Below are 14935 nucleotides of genomic sequence, written 5' to 3' on the forward strand. Positions count from 1 at the left end.
TGCAGTGAACTCCCATCAAACGATAGGCACTTTCGTGAATAGTCAGATAAATAAAGATAATAAAACTGGATTGAAATTTATATTAGTTTTGGGGGCGTTGATGGCTTTCACTTCTTTTTCAACGGATATTTATCTTCCTGCAATGCCACAAATGTCAAAAGATTTAAATGGTGATGCAGAATTAACAATTACCGGGTTCTTAATTGGCTTTGCTATTTCTCAACTTATTTGGGGGCCAATTAGCGACAGGTTTGGTCGTAAACTGCCGTTATTCCTAGGTGTGATTGTATTTATCATCGGATCAATAGGTTGTGCTCTGTCTGATAACATCACTGAAATTGTTTTTTGGCGAGTATTTCAAGCTATTGGCGCGTGTACCGGACCAATGCTTTCGCGAGCAATGATTCGTGATTTATATACTCGCAAACAAGCGGCTCATATGTTGTCGACATTGATGATTATTATGGCAATAGCCCCTATTGTTGGACCACTGTTAGGAGGGCAAATCATCAAGGTCACCTCGTGGAAGGCTATTTTTTGGCTACTGAGCGCTATTGGTGTGGTAATGTCTTTGGCATTATTCACACTGCCTGAAACGTTACAAAAACATCAAAGGAATCACTACTCTATTATTCAGTCTTTCGCAAATTATATAAAGTTGTTGGGTAATTGGAAGTTTATGCGTTTTACACTATGCATTACTTTTTATTATATCGCAGCTTATGCCTTTATTACTGGCTCGCCATTTGTCTATATTAGTTATTATAAAATTTCTCCACAAAATTATGGATGGTTATTTGCTATTAATGTAATTGGTGTGGTTGGCTTGAGCTTTATCAATAGATTCTTAGTGGTTCGTTATAAACTAGAATCATTGTTATTAGTCGCATCTTCCATTGCCATGGTGGCTGTAGTGATTTTAGCCATATCCGTCAGAGTTGATTTTGGCGGTATTTATCTAATGATTGCGACAATCTTTGTCTTTTTCTCAATGAACGGAATTATTGCTGCGACCTCAACGGTGGCAGCATTAGATGATGTTCCTGAGCTTGCGGGGGCTGCATCTGCGCTAATTGGAGCAATGCAGTATGGCAGTGGGATTGTATCGTCTTTGTTTTTGGCATGGTTTTGCGATGGTACGCCATGGACGATGGCATGGATTATCGCGCTTTTTACCATGCTCAGTACGCTGATGATTTATCTTAAAAGTAGATAAATTATGTATAGTTAGATGCCTATTTGCGCCAATTTAGTTAGATGGTGTATTCCTCTTGGGATAATTTCATTATTTCCTGTGTCATGATTGAGTTGGAAAATGGGATCTTCCAGCGCTGGTCAGCGAAATGGGCCTGATACCTTTGTTTATCGTGAAGAAAGTACTCATGGAAGTAAGTAGTCACAAGCTTCGGTACATGAGGGAGTAAATGCGTAAAACGTTACCTTAGAACTGTCTCATTAATGGGGAAGTGGATAGTCATACCAATATTAAAAATTTTATGTCATAACTCTGTTTTTACATGTGATAGGCTAGTATGGTAGATGTAAATGGATAAATGAGACGAAAAATTATGCAAATGACAATGCGCTGGTTTGGTCCAGTAGAAGATAAAATTTCTTTAAAAGATATTAGGCAAGTGCCCGGTGTTACCGGTGTCGTTGGCGCACTGTATGATGTGCCCGTGGGTGAGGTATGGCCGCAAGACAAAATAGATGCATTGGTTAATCAGGTCCATGCTGCGGGTCTAAAGATGGAGGTCGTTGAAAGTGTCAACATTCATGATGACATTAAAATTGGACTCTCTAGCCGAGATAAACTGATAGAGAATTACAAGCAAACGATTCGAAATTTAGCAAAAGTTGGTGTGAAAGTTATTTGCTACAATTTCATGCCGGTTTTTGACTGGATCAAAACTGATATGAACTATGTTCTTGATGATGGTTCATTGACCATGGCATTTGAAAAAAAGGATATCGATAAAACACCAGAAGAAATTTTACACGAAGTTTTAGATAATTCTAATGGCTTTGCTCTTCCGGGATGGGAACCTGAACGTTTAGAGAAAATTCAAGAATTATTTACTAAATATAAAGATGTTGATGAACAAAAACTTCGCGAAAATTTAGTCTATTTTTTAGAGAAAATCGTACCCGTATGTGAAGAAGTCGGAATAAAAATGGCTATTCATCCTGATGATCCACCATATTCTATTTTTGGCTTACCACGTATTGTTAAAAATCGTAGTGATCTTGATTGGATATGTAATGCTGTTAATTCTGAAGCAAATGGTATTACTTTGTGTGTAGGTTCTATAGCTGAAGATCCTCAAAATAATGTCTATGAAATCTTAGCTGAATTCACTGCGCGCAAACGTATTCATTTTGCCCATGTTCGAAATATTAAATTAATTCAAGATAAAGATTTTTATGAATGTGCACACCCGTCGCAATACGGCTCTTTAAATATGTATGAAATAATGAAGGCCCTTCATGAAAATAAATTTAATGGTTATATCCGCCCGGATCATGGCCGTTCTATCTGGAATGAGACAGGTCGTCCTGGATATGGTCTTTATGATAGAGCTCTAGGCGTAACATATCTATTGGGATTATGGGAAGCGTTAGAAAACAGCAAGTCATAAACGGGGATTTTGCTTGATTAACAAATTAGAGATGACCGTTTTATCACAGAGCAAAGGCAGTTTTTGACCTAGGGATTCATTTTAGTTCAGGGGCTTTATAGCAGCGGCAAAGGTCGTTGTAGGTAAAGCTCCTTTTCACTAAGGTGATGTCTATTGGCGAGTCTATGATAGTTGCTCGCTTGCCTGGGAAACTATCGAGACGGTAAAAGCCGTGATGGATCGGGTTCGTTATCTTGATTTAACTCGGGAACTGACAATGGAACAGGTTTTAGTTGAACATCAGACAATTATCGATGCGCTAGCTGATAAAAATGCCCATCTAGCAAGAACTTTGTTGCAGCAACATTTAACTGATTACCCACAAGTTATTGAATCGATTCGTCAGCGCTATCCTGATTGGTTTGCTGAACAGTAAAGTTGAACCAGAGCTCAGTTATAGACTTAGTGTGTGCCTTACCCATGTTAATTTAGCTAGATAATTAGAAAATTTTACGACCGATAACAGAGTGTTTTAGTTGTTATGATGCGTATCAGACACAGCTTTTTTATTGGGTTGTTTTGTGAGCCTGACTCAACTGAATTTTTAAGATTAAGGGCGAGTACTTGCTATATTTGTCTCGATAGTTTCTGCTTTTTTAAGTTGTTGGCTGGATTTTATAGAGGAGCAGTCGATACTTATTAGCGAACACAAACTTATCGCAAAAGGAAGTAAATGTGAGAGCACTGGGTTTAAAGTCAGTACTTATTATATCAATACTCTCATTAGTCGGTGTATCGGTTGCCATTTCTAACTATCTCTCTTATGCCAGGCAAAAAAGTAACTTGTCTGCACAAATTATTCAGGCTCATCAGCGGCTGGTGGCCGACCAGTCTCATTTAGTTGAACAGTTTATCAGTGAAAAAATCCAAGGTTTAAAAGGGTTAGGCGAAAAATATAAAGCAGCTTTGCTACCGGCTCATAATGCTCAAGAATATGTCGAACTAAGCCAACTGTTTGCGACGACTTTAAATACCGGAAGTTCCTTTATTGGTCTAGAAAAATCAGGTGATGCGTATTGGAATTTAACCAGTTCTAGCTGGCCTGATCATAAATTTGAAGGTGATATTCGCAAGATGCAATATTACCAAGATGGTCGTAAGGCCATAACCCCGTTAATTACTGCACCATATCCAGATGAAGCTGACCCAAAAATTTACTGGATTAGTATGGTGCAGCGTATTGAGCAGGGGATGATTGGTGCTGATATGAAACTCGGGTTTTTAAATAAGCTGGTGGTGGATGTCGCTAAAGAGCAAAAAGCGGTCGCATTGATCCTTAATCAAGACTCCATGGTGCTAGCATCATCTGAACCTGATGCCATCAAACCGGGCGAAAAAGCTCTGAATGTCGCTTGGTTAAAACCTTCCGTTGAGAGTGTGGTTCAAAACACTCAAACAACTTATGAGCTTAAGCGTAAGGCGGGAGAGTTACTCTTTTCTCACCGAATCAATGTCGCTAATCAACATTGGTATTTTGCCATTATCGTTGATAAATCAGATGTTTTTGCAAGTCTTGTTGCTGCCCGTCATGCTGCCATGATTACGACTGTCATTCTTATCTTAGTGAGCATTGTGGTGGCCTTTTTGGTGATACAGCTTGTTTATCGGCCTATCTTGTCGCTTAAATCAATGGTGAGTGGGTTATCCAGTGGGGATGCTGATTTAACGCAGCGACTAACGGTCTCGACCAACGATGATTTAGGCCAGATAGCTCAGAGTGTGAATTTGTTTGTCGATAAATTGCAATCGATGATGAAAGATATTCGCCGAGCAACGTTAACGCTTGCGGATAATATCGAACAGATGGAGCAGTTTTCTAAAGATAACTCAGCAATGCTCAACCACCACGTGACCGAGACGGAGCAGGTTGTTACAGCGATTGACCAAATGAGTGCAACTGCCAGTGCCATGGCTAATGACATTGCTAATGCTGCTGATTTGGCGCAGCGTACCAATGAAGAAAGTTTTGAATCTAGCAAGCTGGTAGCTAAATCGCAGAACAATATTGCTTCATTGATTAATGGTGTCGATAACGCCTCAGAACGCGTGAATGGCATGAATGAAGAAACTAAAAATATCAATACGATATTAAAAGTCATCGGGGAAATTTCAGAGCAAACTAATCTATTGGCGCTTAATGCCGCGATAGAAGCTGCTCGTGCTGGTGACCAAGGACGTGGGTTTGCTGTGGTCGCTGATGAAGTTCGCCAACTGGCGATGCGCACTCAGCAGAGTACGAAGGAGATTGAAGAAGTTCTAAATCGCCTTGTGTTGGGAAGCCAAGATATTGTAACTGCGATGGAGCAGACGAAAAATCAGTGCGAACAGACAGCGCAAGAGGCGCAAGGTGTTGCGACTGGGTTAGAGGTTGTTATTCAGTCGGTTGCTGAAATTAACGATTTGAGCCAACAGATAGCCACCGCAGCTGAAGAACAAACGAGTGTTACAGAGCATGTGAGTATGAATATGAATGCACTGAATGAAATTGTCAGTAATTTAGCGAGTAATGGCGAAAAAACGCATTCAGGCATGAAAGCTGTAGCATCGGTGAATCAACAGCTGACTGAGATTGTTGAGCGTTTTAAAGTTTAATCATGCAAAATGCGCTAGCCTCGTGCAAGAGGGCAAATAATATCAATGCCGACTTACTGGCTGATTATCCTAAATAGATACAAACATATGGCCCAAAAGGGCATATGTTTGATAGGCTCGTTCAAATAATAGATAAGCCAGAAACAGCCGTAAGATAAAAATGTTAGGTAAATGTGTGATTGCTGAATATTTTGATGATGGCGAAGTAAGAGAAGAGTTTTGCCTTGAATTCATCTCACTATGGGATGGCTGGTTAGGCCCTGAGCATTACCATAAACTAGATGAAGTAACGCCATCGCAATGGCAGCGGTTTCATCATCTTATTGCGTTGTTATTTGCAAAATATGATTTATACGCCGTTGATTTAGAGAACTATTCGGCAGAAAAACTCACTCAATTCGATAACTTCTTACCCTCTTATGAGCAAGATTTAAATCGTGGGGCGAGTGAGTTCACAATGCTTATTATTCCTTCTCTTCACGCATTGCTTGTTGAAACATGGGATTACACTTATATCCTTTATCATCAAAATAATGGCGCGGTTGAAGCGCTCAGTCCATTCGTTGGGCAAAGCCAACTCTTTCACTTTAGTGATTAATTTAAGTTTTTTATGGCAATATCGCAGAGATAAGTATGATAACTTTAACCAACCATCTGCTGGGGGCGTATATTGACGTAGCGCGATACCCTAAGTTGAGTGAAGTAATTCCTGATAAGAAGCTTGAGATTGTCGAGCTGATTGAACCTGATGAAATCGTGTTAGTCGCCGCTCGCTATCAGCCCTTTTTAGAGGGGATTGAAGCAGCTCCACTGGCGGTAACACTTGGTGATGAAATGTTGTTTATAGGAACAAGCGAAGATAATTCTGGGTTTATTTACTACGTGGATATTGAGTTCGGAGTATTCTTACTTGAGCAATCACTGAAGGATTTTGTCAGTGCTCTTGAGCGCTAGATTCAATAATGGCCAATTTCCTTGCCCATTATAATGCCAAGCATCTTTTGAAATCTGCGATTTGTTATAGCAGTGTTTATATTCTTTAGTGGTTTGGTTATTCAGTGATTTATGAGATCGTTTTTTGGATGTTCTCGCAACCATCTATCTGTGATTTTCCTGACTTTATTCAGATTCCTGAATAAACAAAATCTAGTATTTCCGTTCGATGTTTCCGATTAAATTGTGTTCAAATCTTTAGTCTTAAGTTATCTCATTAAAAATGATAGACAAATCTACAAATAACATATAAGTATGGTAAATACATGTATTCTATTTACATGTAAATGATTTCATTTGACTCATTAATACGATAGCGTGGAAAGGGGATACATCATGCTCTATGAATAGGTCATTGAGGTAATTGCAGAGGAAGTTCTTCCTCTGTGTAATAGTCTTTTGGCCAGAGCTTTACTTTGAACCAACTGAAGCTTCAAATACCGTTTTTAGGTGAAGTGAAATCCTATATTGAGACGAATAAGGAAACGATCATGAAATGGCAAAAAGACGCACTAGAGATAGATACCAACACCGAGAGGTTAAATGTTTCTCTAATCCACCAGTTTCTATGTGAACAATCAAGATGGGCCAAAGGTATTCCTCTCGAAACGGTCGAAAAATCGCTATTACGCTCTATCAACTTTGGCATCTATAGTCAGAGTCAACAAATTGGCTTTGCCAGATTGATCTCTGACTGTGCAACGTTTGCAAATTTAGTTGATGTTTTTGTGTTACCTGACTACCGCCATCAAGGTGTTGCTACGTGGTTGCTGAACTGCATCGTTGAACACCCGGATTTGCAAGGGTTAAGACGATGGACTCTGGCTGCCACACCTGAAGGTAAAAACCTGTATCGAAAAATAGGGTTCACTGAACTTGCTAAACCCGAGATTTTTATGGAGCGTTTTTCCCCTTCAATTTATCGGTAACGGAGCGTTTGAGATAGGTAACTTCTTCTCTAGTAAACTTTTGTGTAGTTCAAAACATTGAAGAAAGCCATTCATAACAAACCATGCTGCCCTCATGCATATAATTAACTGTGGCCAATTTTTGTTGACCACTACAATGAATCATCAATCCCAATTTTTGAAATGGCCGAGTAAGTTTTAATTTAATGAATTCTCTAATATAAATAATAGCTTATCGACTTAAATGATAGATGCTTATTGCAGTGCTGTTTCTATTAAAGAACGCCGCTTTATTACGGGATTTAATTTGCCAATCTTTGCACTTGTTCCCAACGAATTCCAAATTTAGCTAAATACTTTTGCAAACGAGATGAGTCGTTATGGCTGGCTTTGCGGGTGCGGCTCACATCGAATAAGGCTCGTCCAGCTGATGCAAGTGAGCTTTGGTTCGCGCAGACACTTAGCACATATTCAAGTTGGTGGCGATCAAAGCTATCTAGCGATGCAAGCGTTTCATCGCTTAGTAACTGCACCGCTAAGGATACTGATTTTGTAGTATTTGGTTGCCAGTCAGCGCTCAGGCGTTGGGTTTCTTCATGCACATCACTTAGCGCAATTCGTGACGAATCAGCCAATGTGCAAAGCCGAGTAATGGATGAGCCTAAATCGCGAAAATTTCCGCGCCAAGTCGCATTAGCTGAATAGGCAAAGTTAAGGTAGGCGGTGCGAGCTTCTTTATTAAAGCGAATTTTGTTGCCATGTTTTTGGCTAAATTTTTGTAATTCAAATTCAATATTGGCTTCAATATCTTCTTTTCTGTCTTTAAGCCCCGGCAGTTCATAACTCCACAGATTAATTCGGGCGAGTAAATCTTCGCGAAACTCACCCTTATTCACTGCTAATTTCAAGTCACGATTGGTTCCGGCAATTAGCTGAAAATTACTTTGAATTTCTTTATCGCTGCCCACTGGATGAAATGACTTATTCTCAATCGCTCGCAGCAACATTGCTTGCTCTTCAAGGCCTAATTCTCCAACCTCATCTAAAAATAATAAGCCATTATCAGCTGCTTTTAAGAAACCTCCGCGAGCAGTGGCAGCTCCTGTAAACGCACCTTTGGTGTGTCCGAATAATGCCGCCATCGCGTTTTCACCTTTTAAGGTGGCGCAGTTTACGGTAATTAACTCGCCTGTAAGGGCGGCGCGTTTTTTCTTCAGTTGATAAATACGTCCAGCTAGCTGACTTTTCCCGGCACCCGTTGGCCCCGTGAGTAAAATAGGGGCGTCAGAGCGAATCGCCACTTTTTCGATCTGGGCAATCATGGTGTTAAACGCCGCACTTCGAGTAGCAATCCCACCTTTTAGAAAGTCGGTGCCGTGTTCGTGTTCAGCATCAAAACGGGTTGCTAGCTGATCGTATTTAGATAGATCCAGATCGATGATCTGAGTCCGCCCTTTGGCTTTGTCTTCTTGTGAGCTATCTGGCGATGTTTGAATTAATCGCCCCGGGAAATGGTGGCTTTCAGTGAGCAAAAAGCAGCAAATCTGAGCCACATGAGTCCCAGTGGTGATATGAAACAGGTAGTCATTTCGGTCAATATCAAACTCCAGGACCGAGCAAAAGTCATATAACTTGGCATAGACTTCACCAAAATCCCAAGGGTCTGCAAAATCAATGCAGTGCAGTGTGACTTTTGTTTGTGCTGAGATGGTCTCAATATCCACCGCAACATTATTGGCTAGGTGCCAGCTTGCATCAGGATAAATCAGATGTAACTCGTCAATCATAAGCGAGTCTTGGCTGACCAGAGAAATATTGGGACGCCATCTTTGCCAGCGTTTTTTGCCTCGTCCAACCGAATCAAGTTGAGTCCCTAACAGACTCACCACCACCGTTTTTTTAACCAATTCAATCTATCCAAATAGATATATTTATATCTTTATTTCATCATTTAACTGTTTTTTCTGCAATTAAAAAATAGCCTTAGAAATTAAATTTAAAAAAATAACCAAATAAAAACAAATTGTTAAAAATAAATTTTAATTTTTCATCTGCGTTTGGCACGTCACTTGTAATAGTTAAATTGTTGTAATTGTTCGGAGTGTTTCGAAATAGCACCCTGGTGCGATAGGCTCTGCCTAAATCGTATGCCAGATTACAGCGTGATTTTAAGTCTCGGTCGGCGAGATGTTTGGGTTCGATTCCCAACTTAAAAACCAATGGATAGCTCAATGGTAGAGCAACGAACAGCAAATTCGTGTGTCGTGGGTTCAACTCCCACTCCGCTTAATAGAAAAATCGGTGTGAAAGTCGTTATTACCGCTGGTTGGATATCGCTTTTTAATAGCGGGTTATGGCAAGCAGGATAGCTCCCCATAACACAAGTTAATCAGCCATTTTCAATCAAGTCATTAACATTTCACACCATCCCGTTTGGGATAATGAGGAAAATAAGATGTTTAAGAAAAAAATTACAGTTGCAGATAACGAACGAGTATTGGTCTTCAAAGCAAATCAGCTTTGTGAAGTGTTGATGCCTGGTGAATATAAATTCAAAGGCTTCTCTCAAGAACCAGAGCTTAAAACTTACGATATTGGCAAGCTCTATTTTGCCGAAGAAAATACGGTTCGTTGGTTTAAAAAATACCCAATTTTAGCTGAGCATATTGACCATTATTACGTCGAAGATAGCCAAACAGCGTTGCTGTATCTTGACGACCAACTTCAAGGGGTGGTGAGCCCTGGCTGCCATCTATATTTGTGGCGCGATGCTGGTGATATCCGTTTGGATATTATCGATATCAGCGAGCAATTGCAGTTGGATGAAGCGGTGTTAAATGCCATTCGTAAAGTGGGTGCAAATGCCGGGAGCAAGCTGTTAAAAAGCAGCCGTACTCAGGCTATTACGCCAGTTAAAGAGTTTTTAATTCCTCTGGAACATGCCGCTTTATTGTATGTAGATGGTTGTTATCAACGCCAGTTACCACCAGGGCGCTACGGCTTTTGGATGTTTCATAAAAATGTCGATGTGAAAACTATCGATGTGCGTAACAAAATGTTGGAAGTGTCGGGTCAGGAAATTTTAAGCAAAGATCGGGTTAGCTTGCGCATCAACCTCAACGCGAATGTGAAAGTGGTCGATGCTGAATTGGCGCTGTTAAGTACGGAAACCGTGATGACGTATGTCTATAACACTTTGCAGTTAGCTTTGCGTGAGGCGGTTGGTGTGAAGACTCTCGATGAGTTGCTGCTTGATAAGCTCTATGTCAATGAAACCGTCAAAGAGCTGGTGGTGGAACCTCTCAAAGCGGTCGGTGTTGAGCTGTTAAGTGTCGGGATGAAAGACATCATTTTACCAGGTGATATGAAAGCGATTTTAAATCAGGTAGTTGAAGCGCAAAAAGCAGCCGAAGCGAATGTGATTAAACGCCGTGAAGAAACCGCGGCTACGCGTAGCTTGAACAATACCGCGAAGATGATGGAGAACAACCCAACGTTGCTGCGTCTTAAAGAGCTGGAGTCGCTAGAAAAAATCTCCGAAAAAATCGAAAACCTGACCGTTTACGGTGGGTTAGAAGGGTTGATGAATGGCGTTGTAAAAATCGCCTAAAGTAAGTTTAAGAAACGGTGGCCTTTGGCCGCCGCTAAGGAATAAAGATGTGTGAACAGCATTACAACATATTAACTGGCGAGAATCGCGTGGCGATTAAAGCGTGGACCAAAGGCGTGCCGTTTGAACCTGATGCGTTAGCGCAGCTGAGTAATATTGCCGCGATGGATATTGTTCATTCGCATATTGCTGTGATGCCAGATGTGCATGTGGGCAAAGGGGCAACGATTGGCAGTGTTATTCCATCGACTAAAGCCATCATCCCATCAGCGGTGGGAGTGGATATTGGGTGTGGTATGGTTGCGTTAAAAACCAGTTTAACGGCCAGCCAGCTGCCTGATAATTTATCAGCTATTCGTAGTGCATTTGAAGCTGCTGTGCCACATGGTAGAACCTCAGGACGAGGTAAAAATGACCGTGGGTCTTGGGGTAATATCCCTGATCTTGTGGCTCTTGAATGGGTAAAGTTAGAAGCTCAGTTTGAGCGTATCTGTGAAAAACACCCGTCGATTCGAAGCAGCAACAATGTTCACCATTTGGGTACGATGGGCACCGGAAATCACTTTTTAGAGCTGTGCGTGGACGAAAATGAACATATTTGGCTCATGCTGCACTCCGGCAGTCGTGGGGTCGGTAACCGGATTGGTTCATATTTTATTCAACTGGCTCGTAAAGAGATGGAACGTCATCAGAGCCAATTGCCAGATATGGATTTAGCGTATCTGCAAGAGGGAAGCGAATATTTTGATGATTATGTTGAAGCGGTGCAGTGGGCACAGGATTTCGCTGCTAAAAATCGTGAAATCATGATGATCAATGCTCTCAATGCGCTGCGCCAACAGATCCCAGTTAAGTTTGAAACGGCGAGTATCGCAGTGAATTGTCACCATAACTACGTATCGCGGGAACACCATTTTGGTAAAGACTGCTATGTGACTCGAAAAGGTGCGGTGCGCGCTGAAAAAGGCGAGTTAGGGATTATTCCCGGTAGCATGGGCGCAAAATCGTTTATCGTGCGGGGGCTTGGTAATGCACAAAGCTTTAATAGCTGTAGCCATGGTGCCGGTCGAGTGATGTCTCGGACCAAAGCTAAAAAAGTCTTTAGCATAAAAGATCAGATTGCGGCGACCCAAGGGGTTGAGTGTCGTAAAGATGCGGCTGTAATTGATGAGATCCCGCATGCTTATAAAGATATTGAGCAGGTGATGGCGGCACAAAAAGACTTAGTAGAAGTTGTGCATACTCTTAAACAGGTCGTATGCGTTAAAGGATGAGAGTAGTCAATATAAGTGGTGGCGAGTTGGCAAGCCATTAGTCGGTAATGAAAGTTGAGTTGTTGGCAATTCGCCATGATGATAGGGGTTGTATTATGAAAGTTGTCACAAGCCAAGTGTTGCAAAATGCGGTTGCGGAGAATGTACGCCAAGAAATTGTTGCGCGCATCGCTCAAGCAGAAGCAGAGCATCAGGTTAAAGTCTTGTATGCTGTTGAATCAGGTAGCCGAGCCTGGGGGTTTGCATCAACCAATAGCGATTATGATGTGCGATTTATCTATGCGCACGAAGCTGACTGGTATCTGAGCATGGATGTTGAGGACCAGCGTGATGTGATTGAATATCCGATTGTCGATGAGATAGACATCAATGGGTGGGATGTGCGAAAAGCGCTTCGATTATTTCGCAAGTCAAATCCAGCGATGGTCGAGTGGTTAAGTTCGGCTCTGATTTATGCTGATGATGGCGTCTTCGCTCGTGAATTGAGGCCACTTCTTAAAACGAGTTATTCGTTAAATAAGGGAATATTTCATTATTTAAATATGGCGCGAACAAACTATCGCGGTTATCTCAAAAGCCAGGAAGTACGTGTTAAAAAGTACTTTTATGTATTGCGCCCGCTACTGGCAATTCGTTGGTTGCTGAAATATCAAAGCGTTGCGCCCATTGAGTTCGAAAAACTATTAACGCTGCTTGATGAAGCGGATGTTCGAGAGCAGGTTGAGCGCTTATTAGTGCTCAAGCGTAATGGACAAGAGCTCGATAGTGGGCCGCAGATTGTGCTCATCAATCAGTTTATTGAACAAGAGCTAAATCGCTATGAAACGCTCAAGCCACTACCTAATGACTCGATGGCTGACAGCGCGACACTCAATCGAGTTTTTAGATGTGTGCTCAACAGCCTCTAGCTTTTCTGATATGTTTGGCTGCTCAAACGGGCAGCCCTTTTTTAGTTGGGGCGTTGGTTAAGCCCTAATCGGTGAGTTAGATGAAGGTTGGCAGACGTTGTGATAAATCCATATACACCCAGTTCAATCGCCGCTATGTTAGATAGCTATCAGTATCTAGTGATTATCGATATTGAACATACCTGCACGGCTGATGGTTCGATTGTGGCTGATGAGCGCGAAATTATTGAAATCGGCGCGGTCATTGTCGATTCTCAAAATTTTGCACCGGTTGCGACGTTTGGCCGTTTTGTAAAGCCCGTACAGCATCCGATATTGGATGATTTTTGTGTTACGTTAACGGGTATTCAACGCGCTGATGTTGCCAGTGGTGAAGGTTTCAAAGAGGTTCTTAGTGCTTTTAACCAATGGCGAAAAACTTATCGAGATTATTTGCTCTGTTCCTGGGGCAGTTATGATCAGGTGCAACTTGATTTAGACTGCCGCTATTATGCTCTGGCGCCTATTTCTGCTGAGCCTTTTTTCAATCTCAAAAAAGCCTTTGCTAAAGTGCAGCGGCTCAAATCGCAAGTCGGAATGAAGCGCGCCATGGCGCATGTTGGCCTAGCTCAACAAGGCGCTCATCACCGAGCGTTAAGCGATGCGCAAAATATTGCTCGATTGCTGCCGTTTATATTTTTAAAAGATAAGTAGCCCCTAAAGATAGATTGCGGGTGGTCAGTTAAGTGTTATCGCCCATGAAATCGAATTTTTGGCCGATATCAGCTTAAATTCCCTCAAACTCATATCATGGTATGATTCAATTAATTTAAAAGCCAAAATCATCTGATTTAACGCCTTTGCTCACTTAAATTGAGTAAAAGTGCTTTTTTGTGTCTTTTTCCACATCTGCTCGGAATTATCAGAACAAATTAGGAGTAAACAAAATGAGTTTAAGCCAAAGTAAATTGGCCATTATTGGGATGGGCCATGTTGGTTGTGCGTTAGCTCACCATCTAACTATCGGCAACTTTTGTGATGAACTTGTTCTGATAAATCGGCGCAAAGAAAAAGCTTGGGCTGAGGCTGAAGATTTAAAACACTCCTTAGGTTTTTCTGAAAGTCGGATGCGCATTTATGCCGGTGATTACACCGATTGCGGCGATGCCGATATCGTCGTGCTAGCCGTGGCCGCGCCTTATCAAGAGGGCAATACTCGCCTTGATATGCTCGATAAAGCCAGCCAGATTGTCAGTGAAATCGTGCCACAAGTCATGCAAAGTGGCTTTGCGGGGATATTCATTGTGATTACCAACCCAGTTGATGCGATTAGCTACTTGGTCCATAAGATTTCTGGTATCCCTTCACATCGGGTCATCGGCACAGGCACCTCACTTGATTCAGCTCGGCTGAGATATTTTTTGGCAGAAACGATGGATGTCGACCCACGCAGTGTCGAAGCCCTATGCATGGGCGAGCATGGCGATTCTCAGATGATCCCATGGAGTCAGGTGACAGTTGGCGCTAAAAGCTTTACTCAAATTTTGCACGATAATCCAGAACGACTCGAAGGCATTGATATTCACAAGGTTCAGCAAGAAATTAGTCAAATCGCCTATCAGGTGGTGAAGGCTAAAAGTGCAACCGATTATGGTATCGCTGCTGTTGCGGCGCGTATGATTAAAGCAATTGTTCGAGATGGCAATATTGTGATGCCTGCCTCTGTGATGTTAAACGGTGAGTATGCACAAAATGATGTGTATGCCGGCGTCCCGGCAGTGATTACCCGAAATGGGATTAAAGAGTTGGTGACCTATCATCTAACTGATTCTGAAATTAGCGCATTTAAACAGTCAATCGCTGTGTTAAAAGATGCCAACCGCCAGATGCTAAGTGCACTTGGCTTGGAAACTCATGCGGGAAAATCAGAGTAATTAGCGTTTTTCGAGCAGTGTTTAGTTGCCGATAAGTCAGAATAAATTAAACGCTAACT

13 protein-coding genes and 1 tRNA gene are annotated in these 14935 nt (G+C 41.7%); 13 read left to right on the top strand and 1 reads right to left on the bottom strand.

The features are described from left to right. Positions 1-34 precede the first annotated feature (34 nt). The 7 genes from ABTQ23_RS10855 to ABTQ23_RS10885 all read left to right on the top strand — a co-directional run bounded on the left by ABTQ23_RS10855 (position 35) and on the right by ABTQ23_RS10885 (position 7192). Positions 35-1216 carry a multidrug effflux MFS transporter gene (locus tag ABTQ23_RS10855; RefSeq protein WP_408615746.1) on the top strand — a complete coding sequence of 394 codons (1182 nt, stop codon included), beginning with the start codon at positions 35-37 and terminating at the stop codon, positions 1214-1216. Positions 1217-1568: 352 nt separating this feature from the next. Continuing rightward, positions 1569-2639 carry a mannonate dehydratase gene (gene uxuA / locus ABTQ23_RS10860; RefSeq protein WP_408615747.1) on the top strand — a complete coding sequence of 357 codons (1071 nt, stop codon included), beginning with the start codon at positions 1569-1571 and terminating at the stop codon, positions 2637-2639. A 193-nt stretch (positions 2640-2832) separates the two neighbouring features. Beyond that, positions 2833-3054 carry an FCD domain-containing protein gene (locus tag ABTQ23_RS10865; protein WP_408615904.1) on the top strand — a complete coding sequence of 74 codons (222 nt, stop codon included), beginning with the start codon at positions 2833-2835 and terminating at the stop codon, positions 3052-3054. A 299-nt stretch (positions 3055-3353) separates the two neighbouring features. Further along, the gene (locus ABTQ23_RS10870; RefSeq protein ID WP_408615748.1) at positions 3354-5270 is read left to right on the top strand and encodes a methyl-accepting chemotaxis protein; all 1917 of its coding nucleotides are present in this window, start codon (positions 3354-3356) and stop codon (positions 5268-5270) included. Between the two features lie 160 nt (positions 5271-5430). Beyond that, positions 5431-5868 (top strand): hypothetical protein, encoded by a 438-nt coding sequence (locus ABTQ23_RS10875; RefSeq protein ID WP_408615749.1) that lies wholly within the window; start codon positions 5431-5433, stop codon positions 5866-5868. 35 nt (positions 5869-5903) lie between these two features. Continuing rightward, a complete protein-coding gene (locus tag ABTQ23_RS10880) occupies positions 5904-6224 on the top strand; it encodes a hypothetical protein (protein ID WP_408615750.1) in 321 nt (106 codons plus the stop codon). A 530-nt stretch (positions 6225-6754) separates the two neighbouring features. Beyond that, a complete protein-coding gene (locus ABTQ23_RS10885; protein WP_408615751.1) occupies positions 6755-7192 on the top strand; it encodes a GNAT family N-acetyltransferase in 438 nt (145 codons plus the stop codon). Positions 7193-7473: 281 nt separating this feature from the next. Here the strand turns inward: ABTQ23_RS10885 and rtcR are convergent, their stop codons facing one another. Next, positions 7474-9078: an RNA repair transcriptional activator RtcR gene (gene rtcR, locus ABTQ23_RS10890; protein ID WP_408615752.1), complete on the bottom strand. Its 1605-nt coding sequence runs from the start codon at positions 9076-9078 to the stop codon at positions 7474-7476. Positions 9079-9388: 310 nt separating this feature from the next. Between rtcR and ABTQ23_RS10895 the strand changes: the two genes are divergently transcribed. From ABTQ23_RS10895 to ABTQ23_RS10920, 6 genes are all read left to right on the top strand, one after another. Next, positions 9389-9461, top strand: a tRNA-Cys gene (locus ABTQ23_RS10895). Positions 9462-9626: 165 nt separating this feature from the next. Next, entirely contained in the window at positions 9627-10781 is a 1155-nt protein-coding gene (locus ABTQ23_RS10900; RefSeq protein ID WP_408615753.1) for a slipin family protein, read from the top strand. Between the two features lie 47 nt (positions 10782-10828). After that, positions 10829-12055, top strand: coding sequence for an RtcB family protein (locus ABTQ23_RS10905; protein WP_408615754.1), 1227 nt, complete (start codon positions 10829-10831; stop codon positions 12053-12055). 95 nt (positions 12056-12150) lie between these two features. Continuing rightward, entirely contained in the window at positions 12151-12963 is an 813-nt protein-coding gene (locus ABTQ23_RS10910) for a nucleotidyltransferase domain-containing protein (RefSeq protein WP_408615755.1), read from the top strand. A gap of 99 nt (positions 12964-13062) precedes the next feature. Next, positions 13063-13656: a 3'-5' exonuclease gene (locus ABTQ23_RS10915; protein ID WP_408615756.1), complete on the top strand. Its 594-nt coding sequence runs from the start codon at positions 13063-13065 to the stop codon at positions 13654-13656. Positions 13657-13889: 233 nt separating this feature from the next. Next, positions 13890-14876, top strand: a complete 987-nt coding sequence (locus tag ABTQ23_RS10920) for an L-lactate dehydrogenase (protein WP_408615757.1) — start codon at positions 13890-13892, stop codon at positions 14874-14876. Positions 14877-14935 lie beyond the last annotated feature (59 nt).

This window comes from Celerinatantimonas sediminis, assembly GCF_046054195.1.
Lineage (GTDB): Bacteria > Pseudomonadota > Gammaproteobacteria > Enterobacterales > Celerinatantimonadaceae > Celerinatantimonas.